Below are 18,982 nucleotides of genomic sequence, written 5' to 3'. Positions count from 1 at the left end.
AAAGTTAGTTTTGCTTAACCTTTCTTAAGGTAAATCTTACGACAGGCTACAATTTTTTTTGCCTTTAGTTAAAGAGAGGATAATTACAAGTTAAAGGGGTGATAATTCTCCAGCAAGAGAACAATTATTCATCCCCTGTAAAACACAGGGCTATGCGGTAAGAGAGACTTACTGCAAAGGAGGTTTTATGAGCGAAAAAGTCATATCAGGTTCGCGGAATGTTGCCATTGTCGGCCCTTATTTAAGTGGAAAAACAACATTATTAGAAAGTTTGTTATTTGTCACAGGAGCGATTTCTCGCAAAGGCAGCGTTAAGGATGGTAACACAATCGGAGATAGTGCAGCTGAAGCACGCGATCGCCGGATGAGTGTAGAAGTGAGTACCGCTAGTACAGAGTATAGTGAGACTCGCTTTACCTTTATCGACTGTCCCGGCAGTGTGGAATTTGCCCAAGAAACTTACAACGCTTTAATCGGGGTTGATGCAGCAATTGTAGTCTGTGAACCTATACGCGATCGTGTCCTCACTCTTGCGCCGCTATTTAAATTCCTAGACGACTGGGAAATTCCCCATCTGGTCTTTGTAAATAAAATGGATCGGGCTAATATTCATGTACTCGAAACATTACACGCCCTCAAAGCTGTTTCTAGTCGTCCATTAGTAGCGCATCAATACCCCATTATGACAGGGGAACAGCTGACTGGCTTTATTGACATGGTGAGCGAACAAGCCTATCAATATCATCCAGGCGCACCAGCTGATCCAATTCCCTTCCCCGAACATTTAAAAGCAGAAGAACATACAGCCAGAGCCGAAATGCTCGAAGCTTTAGCAGATTTTGATGATCATTTACTCGAAGAACTTTTAGAAGACATCGAACCACCCCAAGAAGAAATCCTCACAGATTTAAAAATGGAATTAGGGGCTGATTTAGTAGTCCCCGTTTTCTTTGGCATAGCTGAACAAGATTATGGTGTTAGACCCTTATTAGATGCACTGCTACGGGAAGCACCAGCGCCAGAAGCCACCGTAGAACGCCGCCTCAAAGGTAGTAAAGCCAGCAATACACCGATAGCCCAGGTATTGAAAACCTATTACACTCCCCAAGGTGGTAAACTCTCCCTCGTGCGGGTTTGGCAAGGCAAATTAACCGATGGTATTGTCCTCAACGGTGTGCGTGCTGGTGGAATTTATCGCCTCATGGGACAACAACAGCAGTCAGTCAATGAAGTTGGCGCTGGTGAAATCGTGGCCTTGAGCCGATTAGAAGGTATTAAAACAGGGGATATCATTTCTACAGAACAGCCGATGGCACTACCGAAAGCTGAACAGTTAGAACCAGTGTATGCCCTGGCCATTACGCCAGAAAAGCGCAACGATGAAGTGAAATTGAGCGCGGCTATTACTAAGTTATTGGAAGAAGATCCCTCCTTAGCTTGGGAACAGCACGGCGACACCCACGAAGTTATTCTCTGGGGACAAGGTGAAATTCATTTGCAAGTTGCTTTGGATAGACTGCGCCGCAAATATAACTTGCCCATGTCTACCCATCTGCCACAAGTCCCTTATAAAGAAACCATTCGCAAACCTGTAAACTCAGTACATGGACGCTACAAGCACCAAAGCGGTGGTCATGGCCAATTTGGGGATGTTTTCCTAGATATTCAACCCCTACCACGGGGTGAAGGCTTTAACTTCAAGGAAACTATTGTTGGTGGGGTAGTTCCTAGACAGTACATTCCCGGTGTAGAAATGGGTGTGCGGGAGTTCCTCTCCCACGGGCCTTTGGGTTTCCCAATTGTAGATGTGGCGGTGACACTTACTAATGGTTCATATCACACCGTTGATAGTTCCGAACAAGCCTTTAAACAAGCTGCGCGGTTAGCGATGCAAACAGGTATACCCCAGGCGCAACCTACCCTCCTAGAACCAATTTTGCGGGTACAAGTGACCACACCCAGCGAATTTACCTCTAAGGTACTGCAACTGTTGAGTGGTAGAAGGGGTCAGATTTTAGGCTATGAAGGCAGACAAGACTGGCAAGGTTGGGATGGTATTTCTGCTTACTTACCACAAGCCGAGATGCAGAACTTTATTGTAGAGCTGCGATCGCTCACCCTCGGTGTTGGTTCTTTCCACTGGGAATATGATCACCTGCAAGAAGTCCCAGAAAAACTGGCTGAACGCGTTCTTGCTAGCAACGGTAATGGTGGTAACAGCAAGTAATTTTCATATAGGAAACATCTCCTATAATTCATCATCTTGGAGTGGCTGTAATTGTCACTCCAATTTTTGTATAAGAAAGTTGCAGAATGAATACAAAGCACAGATTCTTCAGCAATATTTTCGGGACATAACTGTTTTAGTTTGAAGAAAAATATCATAGTTAGGAATTGTGCAGGTGTCACACTCAACCTATCTTGTAAGGTGCGTCAGATGCCAAAAATCTTTTGAGAATAACGAAAAACTTAAATCTGACGCACCTTACGAAATATGCCAGTCGCGTAAGTCCTAATAATTTTTCGCAGATAATTAAGTTATTAACTGTATTTTTTTTGTCACTTTTAAACAATATATAAGAATTGTCAAAATAAGTTAAATCATTGATTATTTAACTTAGCTGGAAGCGAAATTCAAAATCTAATTTCCAGTAAAACAACTTTAAATAGGATGTATCCAATGGCTCGTATTCAAATTGCTGACCTAAACCCATCTGATTCTGAACTTTTGCATGATCTCAGCGACTCAGAAATGCTTGATATTAATGGCGGTGGTTGGTTGAAAGTGCTAATTGGCGCTGCATTGATAGTAGCTGGAGCCTTCACAACTCCAGTGGGTATAGGTGCTGCTTTAATTGGTGCGGGTGGTGCTATTATTGCATCCGATGATAGCATCTAAGACTATTTTAGTAATTTGTTTTCATTGAGTAGCGTGATTGCCTATTCATCCATTTAACCCTAGTCAGTAATAGCTAGGGTTAGATTATTTTAATCTCCAATTAAAAAACTATAAGTTTTGAGTAAATACAAATATTTTTGGGACATAAATGTTTCATTAATTAGAATAACAAAGTTAATGAAACAATACTTTGTATTTATAGCTGACAAGTATTTAAATTGTTACGGTTTCATCTAGTGACATAAATAGTTTATTTCTGTCTCATGTAAAATTTTTGTTGATGTTTTGATAATTTTACTTTCTTTTAGAATCATAAGTGAATCCATAGTCTTAATTCAGCATTAGCTAGGTAATCACAATGGAAAAACATCAGAAAAGCTCAAACATTCAAATTGAAATTAATAATTTAATTGACGATGCAGTGAATCATGCACTGGCACGTAGAAACCAAAATCTAGATGTCGAGGCAGCTTTATCTGATGATGAAGCTGGAAACATTGCAGGGGGTCAGATTACATCTATTAAATCGATTGCGATCGCAGGTTATAAACCTATTTGGCCTCCTACTACTCTAGGCTATATTACCGTAGGGCTGATCGCACCACCAGATTACTTCAAGTCCTAAATTTTGCTGCAAACATCACCTTCCTGGAGCTTCAAATCATGGCAGAAACTCCTGCCGAAAAAACTACACTTTGTCCTAGTGCTAGACCAGAAATAGCAGGAAGCGTAGTCTTTGGTGTGATTGGTGGTAATGTCACAGAAGCACGCGTAAATTATCTGAAACAGCCACTACCTGTTACAGATGAACTGTTAGCAAAAGCTAGCCCAGCGACACCAACGGAAATTTTTCGCACCGCCGCCCCCTGTGTCGAAAAAGGTTGTCAGCACTTTAATGGACAAGATTGCCGTTTAGCCACTCGTGTGGCTGACAACTTACCTGCTGTAGTAGAAGAATTGCCCCCTTGCTCTATACGCAGAGATTGCCGTTGGTGGCAACAAGAGGGTAAAGCAGCTTGTATGCGTTGTCCACAAATTATCACAGACAATTACAGCCCATCTCAATTAATACAAACAGTTGCCCTAACTGAAATAACCACTTAACTCAGGAGAAAACTATGGCTTTTGAAAACGTTAGAGCTTTCTATGAAAGACTTGCTAATGATGAAGCTTTCCGCACCCAAATGCAACAAATTGAAAGCAAAGATGAGTGTAGTCAAGTAGTAAAAGCTGCTGGTTTTGATTTTACCCCAGCAGAGTTTGAAGAATATACAACTCAATTGTTAGAGTCAGCTGCTGGTGAGGGTGAACTCAGAGATTTAAATGCACAAGAATTAGAAGCTGTATTTGGTGGTGCTTCTAGATTAATTGATAAAATCCGCATTCAGCCATTGTATGGGGTGATTGAATGGCCTCCAATTGCTGCTCAACCTATGTATGGTGTGGTAATTAGCGAACGGTTCTAGAAAATTTCCAACTAGCATTTTAATTTTTTGGGACGGATAACAAAGTAACCGTCCCTATTTCCATAATTTGAATAGGGGTAATGCTTCATGAGCGATCGCAGAATTAGCTATGCTGTTTGGGAAATCACATTAAAGTGTAACCTTGCTTGTCAGCATTGTGGTTCCCGTGCAGGGCATACAAGAGCAAAGGAACTTTCCACCCAAGAAGCCCTGGATTTAGTCAAACAAATGGCAGATGTGGGCATTACCGAAGTTACTCTCATTGGCGGTGAAGCTTTTCTGCGTCCAGATTGGTTAGAAATTGCCCAAGCTATTAATCAAGCTGGAATGCACTGCGGTATGACTACCGGTGGCTATGGCATCACCTTAGAAACAGCACGCCGCATGAAAGAGGCGGGAATTAAGGTAGTGTCTGTTTCTGTGGATGGCTTAGAAGCAACTCACGATAGACTCCGGGGAAGACAAGGTTCGTGGCAATGGGCTTTTAAAACCATGAGTCACCTCAAGGAAGTCGGTATTCCCTTCGGTTGCAATACCCAAATCAATCGCCTCTCTGCACCAGAATTCCCCAGCATCTACGAACATATCCGTGACGCGGGTGTGTTTGCTTGGCAACTGCAATTAACTGTACCAATGGGCAATGCTGCCGATAATAGTGAAATTCTGCTGCAACCTTATGAACTTTTAGATGTGTATCCGATGATTGCCCGTGTTGCTCAACGCGCACACCAAGAAGGAGTGCAGGTACAGCCAGGGAATAACATCGGCTACTTTGGCCCCTATGAGCGATTATTGCGCGGTAGAACTGCTTGGTCATTTTGGCAAGGATGCAATGCTGGGCTATCAACATTAGGTATTGAAGCTGATGGTGCAATTAAAGGTTGTCCTTCCTTACCAACATCAGCTTACACTGGCGGTAATATCCGTGACTACTCGCTGCGAACCATCATTGAAGAGACAGAAGAACTGCGGTTTAATTTAGATGCAGATACACCCAAAGGTACAGCCCATTTATGGGGTTTCTGCAAAACTTGTGAATTTGCTGAACTGTGTCGGGGTGGTTGCAGTTGGACTGCCCACGTCTTTTTTGATAAACGCGGTAATAATCCCTATTGTCATCATCGCGCTTTAACTCAAGCTAAACACGGTATTCGAGAACGAGTGTTTCTTCAGCGTCGAGCCGATGGACAGCCCTTTGACAATGGTGAATTTGGTCTAATTGAAGAAGCAATTGATGCACCTTGGCCAGAAAATGATCCATTGCATTTTACTGCCGATAAGATTCAGTGGTCAGAAAGTTGGCAGGAAAAACCAGAACTAGCAAGCTTAATTAGTTAATCTGTTGGATCACAAAAGAATTTTATGGATACTAACTCTAATATTTCTGATCAAAATCAAGTAGATTCTCCGCAAATCCTGTTACCCCGTTCAGCTTGGAATAGTCAAATAGCTTATCTGAGACTACTTTTTAAAGCGAAGAAAGCTTTAGATAGGATAGAAGAAGCAGCAGGATTGCAGAAGATATAGTAATCCTAGAAAATTAATGAGAACTCAGACCCCTAAGAGGATGTTTTAAAAGTCCTCTTATTGGTAACAAAACATTTTAGATCCCCCTAAATCCCCCAAAGAGAACTTTAAGAGGGTTTCCCCCTTTTTTAAGCTAGGGAGGATCAATAAGTCTCTAAAATCACAGCCAACCACTTTTCAAACAACCCCTAATTTTCTCCAGAGATTGGGGGCTTAAACATCACAATACATTGTAATTTACGTTAAATAAACATGATTATTTCATCTTTTAAGAATAATTAAAACTCAATACAACATTTTGGTTAACTAAAAGTAAAGTAAGGTTTATATTTTAGTATTAAAATAATTCCGCAAACTTGTGACATAAATATTTTATTTATTGTTCCAAAACACCATAAAAAGATATATAGTTTATCCAAGTTTATGTAAAACTACAATAAGACTGACGTAGCAAAATAAAAATCCAGGTGTAGTCACATTCTTATAACAATTATGAAACCTAAAAACATAGGGATTTTAATATCAGGTGCAGTAGGAGGATGTTTCCTTGCTTTAGCTCCTGCTACTGCTGCTATCTTAGTAGAGCCAATAGTGACAACACCTAACCTAAGCTTTCCCACCGGAGTAGAAATTCCATTCGGTTTACCACCAGGACAATTAACGTTTTGGAATGCTCCTGATACTACTGGTGAACAAAACTTTTTAAACAGTACAGGATTAGATATAGATCAATTTTCTCTGGTTTTGCTACCTGATTTTGATAGTCTTGCAGATGATGTGATCTGGGGAGATGTCAATAGTGATGGTCAGATAGGTTTTTCTAACATTTTTACTAATGTTAATATTGCTCAAGGGTTTACGTTCCAAGGATTACGCGCTCCCAGAATTGACCTTGCAGGAGGGGTAATCCCAGCAGGCGATCGCTTTGTCGTCCAGTTTATCACCCAACCTGATCTCAGACCATCAGTACCAGGAGATAATGGGCCTTTAGTAGTAGGTGGTGTTTATTTCGGCTCGGTTCCTGTGGCATCTGTTCCTGAACCTTCTACTTTCTTTGGTTCACTTGTAGCTATGGGGTTAGGTAACTATTTCAGAAAATTTAAGTCAGATAACAAGAGAGCTTGATATCTTGCACCATTCTCAATAATCGTAGTATGAAGAAGTCGAAAGAGGAAAAATCAGAGCTTGAGTGAATTGTCCGCATCACCCATCTGACAAAACTACCTACTTCATCTGTTTCTCAAAAGAGAACTTAGCTCAAAGATAATAGAGATAAATTAATTCAAGAATAGAGTGCATAATTGATGCACTCTATTTTATTTTTTTATAAATTAAATATTAATATTATTTTTTATAACAAAAATTGACATAACTAGATCATTTTTGTCATTAACTCACTTCAAATTTTAACTGTTTAATATAAGTTATTGTGCTGAAATATCTTTATCAATGGAAAGTCACTTTTAATTCACAATTGGTGTTGCTTTTGTTTACACATAGTTAAAATTTTAAGTTTTAAACTATGACATAAATGTATTATTTAAGTGCATAGATTTAGCCTCAAAAATATTGACTTAATATGAATTAAATTTCATCATATATATCGTGGATTGCAAAACAAAAAAATATTCCACAAGTAACCTTTTTCAAATTCAGGAGTGATAAGAAATGTCTACCATCAGAATTGAAGACTTAAATACTCAAATCTCTGTTATTGATTTAAGTAATGATGAAATCAACGAAGTTAAGGGTGGTTGCCCTGTTTGTCTCCTAATACTCGGAGCAGCAGTAGGCTACGCGTTTGATCGTTGGGCTAATTCATAATTAATAATCAATCAGTCTTTGTCATAAGAGGTATCAACATGGCTGTCATTTCCATTAAAGATTTGAATGAAGATTACATCACTGATGTAAACGAAAATGAAATTGAAGCTATCCGTGGTGGTTGGTTTTGGATAGGTGTAACAATTGGTGCAATGATTTCTCAAGCACAACGTAAGCTAGAGAGAAGTTAGTAAACATAGTTGAAATTACTATTTCAAGTCCTGTGTTACTGAATTTTAGATATAGTTTATCTAAAATTCAGTAGGAGTTAGGAAATAGTTTGAAGAACATTCGATAACTTGAAAAGCCTCCTTATGCAACACAAGGAGGCTTTTTATTAGTTAAAATGAAAACAGATATACGCTAAAAAGACATAATTTATCAACTCGTATGATCAATGGATTGAAAATATGTGTCAATTTCAATTTTCCCAGTTTGATGTTTCAACCACTCAGTAAATAATTCAAACATAATTTGATGTCGTAATTTAGTATCTAATTGTGCTTGGATAATTTCTTCGACTAAAATTAGATGAAATCCCTGAGAACCAGTTATTGGCTTAAGAATTTGCGGAGGATGAACTGCAAAAACAGCCGCAGAAATTTCTGGCTTTAAATCCTTGCGTTTCAGTATCCCCCGATATCCACCAGAGCGCCGCAACTCTGTAGCTTTGACATATTTATGAGCAACATCATAGAAGCTCATCTCACCTTCCTTTACAGCATAGAAGAGTTCCCATGCTAAGTCTTCATCATCTAAGATAACTTCATACATCACTACAGCAGTATAGTCTAGCTGATGCTCAAAAAAGTAAGGTTCTACTTTATCAGCAAACAAATGATCTGCTAACTTTCCAGATATTAGGCTGATATAAACAATTTTTTCAAACTCGTCTAGAGAAAGATTATGCTTTTCTAGCCATGCCCAAGTAGCATCAGCACTGGTGAGTTTGTTAGCTACCCGTAATTGATCTGCTGTTTTCTGGAGTTCTTCTACTTCAACTTGAACACCTAACTCCCTTGCAGTATTTTCAATAATTTTACGGCTAATAATCTCTTTAGTAATCTCAGGTATTTTGCAAGATATTCTGATTTGCTCGATAATATCTTCTTGAGTTATCTTAATAGTCTGTACCATTGAACTTTCCTCTTAATAAGAATATACATTTGCAAAAGTCTCTGATTTCATCGCAATTAGTCTGAAAATCTATAGTTCTAAACCACCTGTTTTTAACTTCTTAAATGGATCTAGAAGAAAATCTATAATCCGGCGTTGTCGCACAACGACTTCTGCCGTTGCAGTATCTCCGGGACGTAGAGGAATACACTGATTAGCTGTAGGCATACAATGCTGATTGAGAGCAATATCTAATTGATATGCTGCTACTCTACCGTTAGGTGTATCTACCTCAAAGGTGGTAGGTGACATCTCTAATAATTTGCCTTCGATTACTCCATAATCCTGAAAAGGATAGGCATCAAACTTAAGTTTTACGGGTAATCCTGTTTTCAAAGAACCACTCTCAGTAGTTGCCATTTGGGCTTTAATTACTAGAGGGGAATTGATAGGTGCAATTTCCGCTATCATTGCTCCTGGTTGCACCACAGAGCCAGCCCTTTGAATAGGTAATTGAAATACTGTACCATCTACAGGAGCTTTAAGTTCTCTTTGGCTTAACTGGAATTTTAATGCTGCGATTTGACTCTTATTTTGAGATATTTCTGCTTTCAGGAGAGTAATTTCTCTATCCAAATTCTTGAGTTGTTCTTCACTTCTGAGAACGGCCAACTTTCCGGCATGATTCAAACTCTGGTAGCTACGTTCTTTCTCTTGAATTCGTAACTGTGACTGCTCAATGTTTGCTTTAGCTTGCCTGATAGTTCTTTCATAACTATTTTGTTGTTCTGCTAGCCTTAATTTTGACTGCTCAATATCTGATTTTGTTTGTTCTAGTAATTTTTTTCTTTCTTTAGCTATATCTTGCTTGTCTACAAGATTAATCTCTGGCACTATTCCTTCCTGCCAAGCTTGCTTGTAACGTTCTACTTCTCTTTGGGCGCTATTTAAACTAATCTCTACTAGATTATGACTGATGCGGCTATGTTCTAAAGCTTTGCGTGCCTGATTAACCTGAGCTAATTTTTCCTCTTCTTGAAAATTATTTGAATTAATAATAGTTTTTAGGTTTTGTTTTTCCTGATCAATTTGAGCTTGTTTTTCTAACTCTTGGGCTTGATTTTGTTGACGCTGAATCGTCCAAGCTAAGACTAATTGATTTTTCAATAAATTTAGCTGTGATAGCTGATTTAATTGTGCTTCTAACTTAGTTTGTGCTTGCCGTAATTCTGTATTAACTAATTCGGACTCCAACGATAATAAAGTCTGTCCTGCCTTAACTGATTCCCCTTCTTTCACCAGAATCTTTTCCACAGTACCCGCTACAGCAGCATCTAATCTCACTGTTTTACCTTCAGGTTCTAATCTGCCTCTAGCAGTACCAGTTTCATCCACTTGAGAAAACATTGCCCAAGGCAAAGCAATAGAGATAAAGATTACTAAAAAATACAGCAGTCCTCTTGTCCAAGTTTGCGGTAAGCTATCAAGTAATTCTTTGGTGACGTTAGACCAATCATCAGTTGATGTAGGAGGCTTTTGTAATGTGTGTGGTTGCTCATGAAGTATCTCTTCATGTACTGGAGGAGGAACAAATCCATTCAATATGTTTGGCATGACTATGAGTGACTTGTACTATTGTTTGACTTTAAATTCCAGCGTCTAATTGCTGTTGATTGAGATAAAAATAATGACCCCTCTTGCTCATTAACTCATCATGAGTTCCCTGTTCAATTAATATGCCTCTATCGAGAACTAAAATTAAATCTGCATTACGTACAGTAGAGAGACGATGAGCAATTACTAAGGTAGTTCTACTGTTGAGAATTGTGTTAAAATTTCGCTGAATAATTCTTTCTGACTCTGCATCTAAATGGGAAGTAGCTTCATCTAAAATTAGCAATTTTGGATCACCTAATAATGCTCTAGCAATAGCTATCCGTTGGCGTTGTCCACCAGATAACATTCCTCCACCTTCACCAATTTGAGTTTCATAGCCTAGAGGTAACTTTTTAATAAATTCATCAGCACCAGCTAATCGACCTGCTTCAATTACTGTGTCTAAGGTTACACCTGGATTACCTAAGCTAATATTGTCTCTAATTGTGCCGCCAAAGAGAAAGGTATCTTGGTCAACTACTCCCACTTGTTGACGTAAGGAAGCTAAAGAAATACCGGTAATATCTTGTCCATCAATAAATATCTTGCCATCAGTAGGTTGATACAAACCCAAAACTAATTTAGAAATTGTGGTTTTACCTGAACCACTACGTCCCACTAAAGCAACCATTTGCCCTGGTTTAATTTCAAAAGTGAGATTTTCTAAAATATTGATATCACTTTCTGGATGATAGCGAAAGGTCACATTATCAAAGCGAATGTGACCTTTAATTTGTGGTAAACCTTGACGTGCTTGATATTGTAAATCTTCTTCTGGCTCTGCATCTAACACATCATTAATGCGTTCCACTGCTATTGTCACTTCCTGTAACTCATTCCATAAAACTATTAATCTTTGAAAGGGGGTAATAATATTACCAAGTAGCATATTGAAGGCTACCAATTGACCAATAGTTAACTGATTATGAATTACCTGATGCGCTCCAAACCATAGCAGGGCTGTGCTGATAATGGCTTGAATGGTGTTGCTAAAAATTTGTAAGCGGTTGCCAATAATTTGTCCAGAAAAGCTGGTTTTGACTTCTTTATTTAATAAGTCTTCCCAATGCCAACGTACTGTCTGTTCTACTGCTGTGGATTTAACGGTTCGCACACCAGAAAGAACTTCAATTAGATAACTGCTTTCGTTGGCATAGGCATTGAAAATTTCTCTAGATATTCTGCGTAAAAATGGGGTGGCAATTAATGCCAGTATAAAGAAAGGTGGCACAATTACTAATACTAATAATGCCATTTTCCAACTATACCAAAACATCAATCCCACATAGACAAAAACCGTGAGTAAATCTAGCAGTATAGATGAAGCTTCACCGGAAAGAAAGCGTTGAATTTTACGGTTTTCTTGGACACGGGAGATAATATCTCCCACATAACGTGATTCAAAAAAACTCAAGGGTAGGCGGAGAGTATGGCGAATAAATGCCACTATTAAAGCTACATCTATTTTTTGTGCTGTGTGGTCTAGGAGATACTGCCTTAAACCCGTCATTGCTACACGAAATAAACTGAAAATCAGCAATCCTAACCCCACAGCAAATAGAGTGAGTTCTGAACGTTGTACTACTACTCGGTCTAAGATTAATTGGGTGAATAAGGGAGTAATTAATCCAAATATTTGGATGAATAAAGAAGCAATAAAAACCTCTAGCATGACTAAGCCATGAGGTTTGATTAATTCAAAGAATTGCCAGAATGGTGTTGTTGCTTCTTTAGAATCCTTTAAGAAAACTGTTGGTTGTAGTAGTAGTGTGTAACCAGTCCAGTCTGCTTTAAATTCTTGGTGGGTGAGGGTGCGTTGACCGATACCAGGATCGGCGACGATGACGTGTTTAGAAGTTATTTCATAGACAACAATATAATGTTTACCTTCCCAGTGGGCGATCGCAGGTAAATTTTGTTTTGCTAATTGATCTAAGCTGGCTTTAACCGGTCGTGTAGCAAAGCCAAGACTTTCCGCCGCCGCCGATAAACCCCGCAATGATGCGCCATTGCGATCAACATTGGCGATATCTCGCAAGCGATTGACACTAAACCGTTTCCCCCAATAGCGGGACACCATGACTAAGCAAGCTGCACCGCAATCTGATGCGCTTTGTTGGGCAAAAAATGGATAACGACGAGTCACCTTTTGTAATAAATGGCCTACTTTCTGGGTGGGATGGGGAAAGTAGGCTTTGCTGATTTTCTTCGGTTTTGACTCTGTAACTGGTATTGATGGGTAATCAGTCTTGGTTTCCGTTGTCTGAGGAGAGTTCCCCAATAATAAATTGCGGGCTTGCGCCTTGGCTAACAAATGTTCTGCAATTTGGGGATACTGCTTCATCCATGATGCCATCACATCACCGGGAATAAAGCATAGTTGCAAATTAACACTCGCCCTCGCCCCATAAGGCGGCAATTTCTTCTCTGGAAACAGGGTAAATTCTCCAAATGATTCCCCAACTTCCAAAGTGGTAATTAACTCTCCAGCCTCATCTAGTAAACGTACCTTACCAGCGATCGCAATATATATTCCAGGATCAACATTCTTTCCTGTCCAAAACTTCCCGACTTTTGGGTTAAGAAATTTAAACTTGGGGTAGCAGCGTTGAAATTCTGCTGGTGGTAGAGAATAACCCAAAACATTGTGCAACTGTTCTAGTGAAATCAACTGATCGGATAGTTTTTGCACCATGAATTTCTGACTCCGTACCTAATTGGGCTAAATTGAAAGATATAAATCCGTTACTTTCGGGGATTTCTTCGGATTTCAGGTCGTGAATCAATATGCTGGAATTACTATGATTTTGTACTGCTGTAACTTGGGTTTGATCGGTTTTCTGACGAGTGGATAACCCCATCTGTTTGAGTAGTCTTTTGATATGGCGATCGCTAATTTCAATCCCTAATTCTTTCGCCAAATGTTTCTGCAACCAATTGGCTGTCCAACGCCTAAAAGAATAACCATAATCACGGGGACTATGACTAATTAATTCTTGCAAACGCTCTAAATATTTCTCATTAACTGCTTTAGGACGACCTATAGGACAATCTTGCCATTGATGCGCCATACCAGTCCGGGCTATGTGCATCCAATGTCTAGCTGTCGCTGGACAACAGCCCAAGATTTGACAAATAGCAGTTTGTGATTTTCCTTGGTCTGCTAGCAGCATGATTTCAATACGCTGGCGATAAGACTCCGGTAAATCTTCTTGTAAGTTTTTTTGCAGAAGCCTACGTTGAAAGGGCGTTAAAAATTTACCAGTGTGAGTGTCTGCAACTTTCGATTGCATTGTCGATTGATATTGAGACATAAACGGGAAATTAACACACTAACTGAACAGTAAGCATCTCAAAATGTGACTTATGTTTAAGCAAAACACAGCCACTTCCAAATAGTCTCAGACAAACCTCTGACAATATTCAGTTATCTTGCTGGATAGCAAAATACTGGTTTATCATTGGGGGATGAAAAAGTATCACCCAATAATATTGCACGCAAACGAGACGCAGAAATTTTGCGGTAATTTTATACTTTTTCAGATTAAATTTTGCATTCAAATGTTGTTTTTCCAGCATTGTGCTAGTAACAACACCTCCATTTAAATTTACTTAAGTAAAGATTCGGTTAATAAATAGTAATTTTACGTATAAATTTTTTATTTTATTTTTATTTTTTCAGAAAAGTTAATAAGTGAGTATAGGTGGTGATACTGGTTTTACGCCCATACTCCAACGATTTTTCCCATTTCCCCAGATGTAGAGACGTTATACCGTTTCTTTATGAAGATGCAATTTATAGGTTGTTGTAGAGACGTTGTATACAACGTCTCTACAGAATTTATCGGAAAAAGCTAGGTTCTAAACCTCTGTCTACGACACGCTCCGCGTTGGCGTTAGCCTCTCGTAGAGATGCCGTAGGCTATTTTGAATTGATTCAAGTGACTAACGGTAAGATGACAGTAAACGTCGTACCCACCCCTAGCTCACTATTCACCCAAATATCCCCCCCGTGAGCATCGACACACTTTTTCACAATTGCTAAACCCAAACCAGTACCAGAAATTCCAGCAACATTTTCGCCACGATGGAAAGGTTGAAACAGTTGCTTCTGATCTTCTGGGGAAATACCAATTCCCCAATCTTGAATCTTGAAAATTATCCCGTGTTCTTGAGCAATTAAATCAAACTGGATTCTACCACCCGGTAAGGAATACTTAATGGCGTTGCCGAGTAAATTTCCCAAAATGTGACGCAGCAGAGTTTCATCTAGTAAAGCTTCATCGATTTTTCCCGAACTGGTGAAAACTACTGTCAGATCCTTTTCCCCGATGCTTAATTGGGCTTCTTCTACTAATTGACGACAGAATGCTTCTAAATCTATAGATATGAGGTCACACTGGAGTTTCCCAGAATCAGCTCTACCTATTAATGACACTTCATCTAATAGTTGTGCCATATTTTTGATTGCAGAACGAATCATCTGTAAATGAGAGCGTTTTTTCTCTTGACTCAATTTATCTTCGTTATTTTGGAGTAATCCAGCCGCCAAAAGTATTGTATTTAGGGGATTGCGGATATCATGGGAGAGCATAGAAACAAACTCAGATTTAAACTGGTTGATTTCTTGAGCTTTTACCAATTCAGCCGTGCTTTCTTCAACGCGGGTTTCTAGAGATTGATTGAGTGTACGTAATGTTTCTAAAGCTTGTTTGCGCTCAATTGCGTAACATAAAGAGCGAACCAATACTTGAACATTTACCTGCCGTTTAACTAGATAATCTTGCGCTCCTTGGCGCACTGCTTCAATAGCTAAATCTTCGTCGTTAGTATTTGTGAGGACAACAATCGGTACACTAGGGTCTTGCTCTATTAATAAAGATAGAGATGATAATCCCTGACTGTCAGGTAGCGTCAGGTCTAACAAAATCACATCATAGCTAGTATGCCTGAGTTCGTTGAGTGCTTCCTGTAATCGCTTCACATGAACCAGACTAAATTGTTTGGACTCAGCTTGGTGCAAATACTCTTGCAACAACCTAGCTTCTGCTACGTTGTCCTCAATTAACAAAATTTTGACTGAGTTTCCAATCATAATAGGCAATAGGCAATAGGCAATAGGCAATAGGCAATAGGGATTGGGGATTGGGGATTGGGGATTGGGGACTGGGGACTGGGGACTGGGTAAAAATTCTCCCCTGCCTCCCCTGCCCCTCTGCCCCTCTGCCCCTCTGCCCCTCTGCTCCCCTGCTCCCCTGCTCCCCTACTCCGGTGGTAACGTCACAGTAGTTAGCCAAAACTCTTCTATTCCTTTGACGATTTGGAAGAGTTGGCTGAGGTTACGGGATTTGGTGATGTAGCAGTTGACGTGTAATTCGTAGCTGTGAAAAATATCATCCTCGTTTCTAGAAGTGGTTAACACAACTACGGGAATGCGTTTGAGTAGGGGATCAGCTTTAATTTCTGCTAGTACCTCTCGACCATCTTTTTTAGGTAAGTTCAAATCTAGCAGGATGAGGTCTGGACGTGGCGCATCGGTATATTCGCCTTCTTGGCGGAGATAGGCCATTGCGTCCATACCATCCCTGACTGTCACTACTTGGTGTGGGACTAAGCTGTTTTTAAAAGCTTCTTGGATGAGGCGGATATCGGCTTTGTTATCCTCGACCAAAAAGATGGTTTTGTGTTTTTCTTCCGTTTCTAAGCTCACGCTCTCGCCCTCCGACTGGAATCGTAAAGTAGAAGGTTGCGCCTTCACCAAGTTGTGATTCTACCCAAATCCTCCCTCGATGACATTCGATAATTTTCTTACAGATGGCTAAACCCATACCCGTACCCTGATACTCGTCTCGTGTATGCAGGCGTTGGAAAATCACAAAAATGCGATCGCTAAATCGTGGGTCAATCCCAATACCATTATCTTTAACTGAGAATAACCACTCGTCTTCTAACCTTTCGGCACTGATATGAATGCGTGGTGGTTCTTCGCTACGGAACTTGATGGCGTTGGCGATCAGGTTCTGAAATAGCTGCATGAGTTGGGTACTACCAGCCAAGACGGTTGGTAAGGGATCATGGGTAATGATCGCGCCTGTTTCTAGGATACGTTGCCGTAAATTACCGAGAGCGCGTTCTAAAGCTTTCTCAACTTCGGTTAGTTGAAAGGCGATCGCTTGGGTATCTACTTTGGAGTATGCTAAAACATCATCAATCAAGGTCTGCATCAGGCTCACACCCTCAACGGCAAAGTTGATGAATTCTTTAGCATCTTCATCTAGTTCATCTTCATAGCGCATTTCCAACAACTGTACGTAATTCGCTACTTGATTGAGTGGTTCTTGCAAATCATGGGAAGCAACGTAAGCAAACTTTTTCAGTTCGGCGTTGGAACGTTCTAAATCGTGAGCCAATTGAGCCAATTCATCAGCTTGGCGCAGGACGATATTGACAATTGCTTTTCTCAATTCTAATGCGGCTTTAATTTCCACATATCGCCAAGGCAATGAGGTCAGGCGTACTGTCTCTTTCCACAGTTCAAAGGATTTTCTGGGACAAAGACGCACATTTCCTTCTGACTGATTGACTTCAAAAGCTTTGTGCGGATCACCGCCCCAATTCACGGTTTGAATGACTTCTGGTCTAAACCACAAAACATAATTACGTTTAGAAATGGGAATGGCTAACAATCCACTAGCAACGTTTTTAAATGTTTCTGCATCTGGATAAACTTGTGCTAAAGAATCAGTGTAAAACACTTCTTCCTCAACATTATTTTTTAGCCACTGCACCAAGAAAACTAAATCTTCTTCTTTGGGAGTTTCCCCAACTAAAGTAAAATGATCACCAAAACATATGGCTGCCCCTTGGGCGCTGGTTAAGTCTAAAAGATTGGGCTGATGTTTGATTAGACCATCAATAAAGTTGTCCTCTTGGGACATATATTCAACTAAAAGTGATTGAATATGAGTCAAATTGATGCGATAGTCGTAATCTTCTGTTTCTTCTCTGGCGGAAATTTCAGCAAATATCACTCGTCCTAAAAATTCGCAGGCTTTGCGTAATTCATAGGACACATATTTAGGTGTTTGATGGTGACAAGCAATTAATCCCCAGAGTTTTTGGTCTTTAATTAAGGAAATAGTTAAAGATGCACCGACACCCATATTGTGCAAGTATTCCAAATGGCAAGATGCCGGACTTCTGAGGATAGAATTAGTTAAATCAACCGGGCGATCGCTCACCGGATTTCGCACAGGTAACATTTGTGCAGGCTGCACATAAGCATCTGGGATAATTCTAATTGAGTTAGATATGAATAATTTCCTCGCTGGTTTAGGAATATCTGACTCTGGGTAATGCAATCCTAAATATGATTCTAGGTTATCTATTTTTTCTTCGGCGACGACAGAACCATGTCCATCATCATCAAATTTATATAACATCACCCGGTCAAAACCAGTTACCTTTCGGACTTCTTTGACAATAATCTGACAAAAATCTCGGAGATTTGCTGTTTTTTCTAGCTCATTAATAGAAGCTTTAGCTAGATGATAAAAACTCAAAAAGGGAATATTTTCTTGAGAAATGGCTGGTTCTAATTCTAAAATCAGAAACCCTTCTGAGTTGCGATGAAATACCGCATCAAATACTATGTAATCATCACCCTTCTTGCGTATCCAAATTTTTGTGGGATTAATAAATTCGATATTCCCTTCTAATAAGCCTGTTTTAATTCTCTCAATCTGAAAAGAATCGAGCAAATCATCGAGATTTTTCTGCAAAATGTCTTCAGCATTCATGCCAAAAATATTCCAAGTATTATTACTGACTTGTAATATTTTTAAATCAGGCTCGTCTAAAACTAAAAGAATGCCATGAGGTTGAATTTGGCTAGAAAGATGAATAGGAGCTTCTTTTAAGCTATTTACATTAATAGTTGGTAAATCTAGGCTTATTGTCATAAATATCCTCTTTTATGGTCTAACAACATCAAAATTAGAGTTGATAGAAGTCTTTTGATGTTTAGTTTTGTTCACAATATTTCATTATGGTTTTTAGGATAAAAATCCAGCAATCAATATTACTCTGGCATAAGAACAATTCAAGGATAAAAATTACATACTGTTCTTATAGATTCGGTCGAATTTCGCACATTCTTTGCTATTTCTACCCCAATTCACTATTTCAGACTTCTAACCGTTTGACTCCTCAGTGGTTTTATGCAGAGTTTTCTTTACACTGCTTGCGCTTTACAGTCTAACAAGCAGTAATCATACATACAGATAAGAAATATGAAAGATGGGTGATTGATTAAGTCAGTTTATATTTAGTAATGTATAGCAGGTGATAGGTGACAGGTGATAGGTGACAGACTTGAAAGCCTTTTATTGTAAAGGTTTTATGATTAGTTGATGTCCTCAATAAGTCTCTAAAATCACAGATCAACCATTTTCAAACAACCTCTTAGAGTGGGGAGAATAACTATTGCCTATTG

Annotated in this window: 17 protein-coding genes; 10 read left to right on the top strand and 7 right to left on the bottom strand. The window is 39.3% G+C overall.

The genetic code is table 11. From position 1 onward, the window contains the following. The first annotated feature begins 187 nt into the window (after nucleotides 1–187). The 10 genes from NOS7524_RS15405 (at nucleotide 188) to NOS7524_RS30070 (ending at nucleotide 7,907) form a co-directional block, all read left to right on the top strand. Nucleotides 188–2,227 carry an elongation factor G gene (locus tag NOS7524_RS15405; protein WP_015139407.1) on the top strand — a complete coding sequence of 680 codons (2,040 nt, stop codon included), beginning with the start codon at nucleotides 188–190 and terminating at the stop codon, nucleotides 2,225–2,227. A gap of 453 nt (nucleotides 2,228–2,680) precedes the next feature. Further along, a complete protein-coding gene (locus NOS7524_RS15400; protein ID WP_015139406.1) occupies nucleotides 2,681–2,899 on the top strand; it encodes a hypothetical protein in 219 nt (72 codons plus the stop codon). A gap of 358 nt (nucleotides 2,900–3,257) precedes the next feature. Beyond that, nucleotides 3,258–3,524, top strand: a complete 267-nt coding sequence (locus tag NOS7524_RS15395; RefSeq protein WP_015139405.1) for a hypothetical protein — start codon at nucleotides 3,258–3,260, stop codon at nucleotides 3,522–3,524. Nucleotides 3,525–3,562: 38 nt separating this feature from the next. Continuing rightward, nucleotides 3,563–4,003 (top strand): hypothetical protein, encoded by a 441-nt coding sequence (locus tag NOS7524_RS15390; RefSeq protein ID WP_015139404.1) that lies wholly within the window; start codon nucleotides 3,563–3,565, stop codon nucleotides 4,001–4,003. A gap of 14 nt (nucleotides 4,004–4,017) precedes the next feature. Beyond that, nucleotides 4,018–4,365, top strand: coding sequence for a Nif11-like leader peptide family natural product precursor (locus NOS7524_RS15385; RefSeq protein WP_015139403.1), 348 nt, complete (start codon nucleotides 4,018–4,020; stop codon nucleotides 4,363–4,365). An 87-nt stretch (nucleotides 4,366–4,452) separates the two neighbouring features. Continuing rightward, on the top strand, nucleotides 4,453–5,703 hold the full coding sequence (locus NOS7524_RS15380; RefSeq protein WP_015139402.1) for a nif11-class peptide radical SAM maturase 3: 1,251 nt from the start codon (nucleotides 4,453–4,455) through the stop codon (nucleotides 5,701–5,703). 24 nt (nucleotides 5,704–5,727) lie between these two features. Beyond that, the gene (locus NOS7524_RS30080; protein ID WP_015139401.1) at nucleotides 5,728–5,892 is read left to right on the top strand and encodes a hypothetical protein; all 165 of its coding nucleotides are present in this window, start codon (nucleotides 5,728–5,730) and stop codon (nucleotides 5,890–5,892) included. A 492-nt stretch (nucleotides 5,893–6,384) separates the two neighbouring features. After that, nucleotides 6,385–7,017 (top strand): PEP-CTERM sorting domain-containing protein, encoded by a 633-nt coding sequence (locus NOS7524_RS15375; RefSeq protein WP_015139400.1) that lies wholly within the window; start codon nucleotides 6,385–6,387, stop codon nucleotides 7,015–7,017. Between the two features lie 543 nt (nucleotides 7,018–7,560). Then, entirely contained in the window at nucleotides 7,561–7,716 is a 156-nt protein-coding gene (locus NOS7524_RS30075) for a hypothetical protein (RefSeq protein ID WP_015139399.1), read from the top strand. A gap of 38 nt (nucleotides 7,717–7,754) precedes the next feature. Then, nucleotides 7,755–7,907 carry a hypothetical protein gene (locus NOS7524_RS30070; RefSeq protein ID WP_015139398.1) on the top strand — a complete coding sequence of 51 codons (153 nt, stop codon included), beginning with the start codon at nucleotides 7,755–7,757 and terminating at the stop codon, nucleotides 7,905–7,907. Nucleotides 7,908–8,097: 190 nt separating this feature from the next. On the opposite strand, the gene NOS7524_RS15370 is transcribed toward NOS7524_RS30070, so the two are convergent. From NOS7524_RS15370 to NOS7524_RS15340, 7 genes are all read right to left on the bottom strand, one after another. Then, the gene (locus NOS7524_RS15370) at nucleotides 8,098–8,853 is read right to left on the bottom strand and encodes a peptidylprolyl isomerase (RefSeq protein WP_015139397.1); all 756 of its coding nucleotides are present in this window, start codon (nucleotides 8,851–8,853) and stop codon (nucleotides 8,098–8,100) included. 69 nt (nucleotides 8,854–8,922) lie between these two features. Beyond that, on the bottom strand, nucleotides 8,923–10,446 hold the full coding sequence (locus tag NOS7524_RS15365; RefSeq protein WP_015139396.1) for an HlyD family efflux transporter periplasmic adaptor subunit: 1,524 nt from the start codon (nucleotides 10,444–10,446) through the stop codon (nucleotides 8,923–8,925). Nucleotides 10,447–10,477: 31 nt separating this feature from the next. Continuing rightward, nucleotides 10,478–13,183, bottom strand: a complete 2,706-nt coding sequence (locus tag NOS7524_RS15360; RefSeq protein ID WP_171815376.1) for an ABC transporter transmembrane domain-containing protein — start codon at nucleotides 13,181–13,183, stop codon at nucleotides 10,478–10,480. Then, a complete protein-coding gene (locus NOS7524_RS15355) occupies nucleotides 13,077–13,781 on the bottom strand; it encodes a helix-turn-helix domain-containing protein (protein WP_235622348.1) in 705 nt (234 codons plus the stop codon). Before NOS7524_RS15355 ends, NOS7524_RS15360 begins: the two co-directional genes overlap by 107 nt. A gap of 644 nt (nucleotides 13,782–14,425) precedes the next feature. Next, the gene (locus NOS7524_RS15350; RefSeq protein ID WP_015139393.1) at nucleotides 14,426–15,583 is read right to left on the bottom strand and encodes a hybrid sensor histidine kinase/response regulator; all 1,158 of its coding nucleotides are present in this window, start codon (nucleotides 15,581–15,583) and stop codon (nucleotides 14,426–14,428) included. 168 nt (nucleotides 15,584–15,751) lie between these two features. Then, nucleotides 15,752–16,198, bottom strand: a complete 447-nt coding sequence (locus NOS7524_RS15345) for a response regulator (RefSeq protein ID WP_015139392.1) — start codon at nucleotides 16,196–16,198, stop codon at nucleotides 15,752–15,754. Further along, nucleotides 16,146–18,449 (bottom strand): sensor histidine kinase, encoded by a 2,304-nt coding sequence (locus NOS7524_RS15340; protein WP_015139391.1) that lies wholly within the window; start codon nucleotides 18,447–18,449, stop codon nucleotides 16,146–16,148. The genes NOS7524_RS15345 and NOS7524_RS15340 overlap by 53 nt, the downstream gene beginning before the upstream one ends. Nucleotides 18,450–18,982 lie beyond the last annotated feature (533 nt).

It is taken from the genome of Nostoc sp. PCC 7524 (genome assembly GCF_000316645.1).
Classification (GTDB): Bacteria; Cyanobacteriota; Cyanobacteriia; order Cyanobacteriales; family Nostocaceae; genus Trichormus.
The sequence above is the reverse complement of the archived record's forward strand: the minus strand, read 5'-3'. Positions and strand labels throughout refer to the sequence as shown.

Coding starts and splice junctions, on each gene's coding strand:
- NOS7524_RS15355 (WP_235622348.1), bottom strand. CDS start 13,781: ATGCAATCGAAAGTTGCAGACACTCACACTGGTAAATTTTTAACGCCC.
- NOS7524_RS15400 (WP_015139406.1), top strand. CDS start 2,681: ATGGCTCGTATTCAAATTGCTGACCTAAACCCATCTGATTCTGAACTT.
- NOS7524_RS15350 (WP_015139393.1), bottom strand. CDS start 15,583: ATGATTGGAAACTCAGTCAAAATTTTGTTAATTGAGGACAACGTAGCA.
- NOS7524_RS15395 (WP_015139405.1), top strand. CDS start 3,258: ATGGAAAAACATCAGAAAAGCTCAAACATTCAAATTGAAATTAATAAT.
- NOS7524_RS15405 (WP_015139407.1), top strand. CDS start 188: ATGAGCGAAAAAGTCATATCAGGTTCGCGGAATGTTGCCATTGTCGGC.
- NOS7524_RS15360 (WP_171815376.1), bottom strand. CDS start 13,183: ATGGTGCAAAAACTATCCGATCAGTTGATTTCACTAGAACAGTTGCAC.
- NOS7524_RS30070 (WP_015139398.1), top strand. CDS start 7,755: ATGGCTGTCATTTCCATTAAAGATTTGAATGAAGATTACATCACTGAT.
- NOS7524_RS30080 (WP_015139401.1), top strand. CDS start 5,728: ATGGATACTAACTCTAATATTTCTGATCAAAATCAAGTAGATTCTCCG.
- NOS7524_RS15375 (WP_015139400.1), top strand. CDS start 6,385: ATGAAACCTAAAAACATAGGGATTTTAATATCAGGTGCAGTAGGAGGA.
- NOS7524_RS15365 (WP_015139396.1), bottom strand. CDS start 10,446: ATGCCAAACATATTGAATGGATTTGTTCCTCCTCCAGTACATGAAGAG.
- NOS7524_RS15390 (WP_015139404.1), top strand. CDS start 3,563: ATGGCAGAAACTCCTGCCGAAAAAACTACACTTTGTCCTAGTGCTAGA.
- NOS7524_RS15340 (WP_015139391.1), bottom strand. CDS start 18,449: ATGACAATAAGCCTAGATTTACCAACTATTAATGTAAATAGCTTAAAA.
- NOS7524_RS15370 (WP_015139397.1), bottom strand. CDS start 8,853: ATGGTACAGACTATTAAGATAACTCAAGAAGATATTATCGAGCAAATC.
- NOS7524_RS15385 (WP_015139403.1), top strand. CDS start 4,018: ATGGCTTTTGAAAACGTTAGAGCTTTCTATGAAAGACTTGCTAATGAT.
- NOS7524_RS15380 (WP_015139402.1), top strand. CDS start 4,453: ATGAGCGATCGCAGAATTAGCTATGCTGTTTGGGAAATCACATTAAAG.
- NOS7524_RS30075 (WP_015139399.1), top strand. CDS start 7,561: ATGTCTACCATCAGAATTGAAGACTTAAATACTCAAATCTCTGTTATT.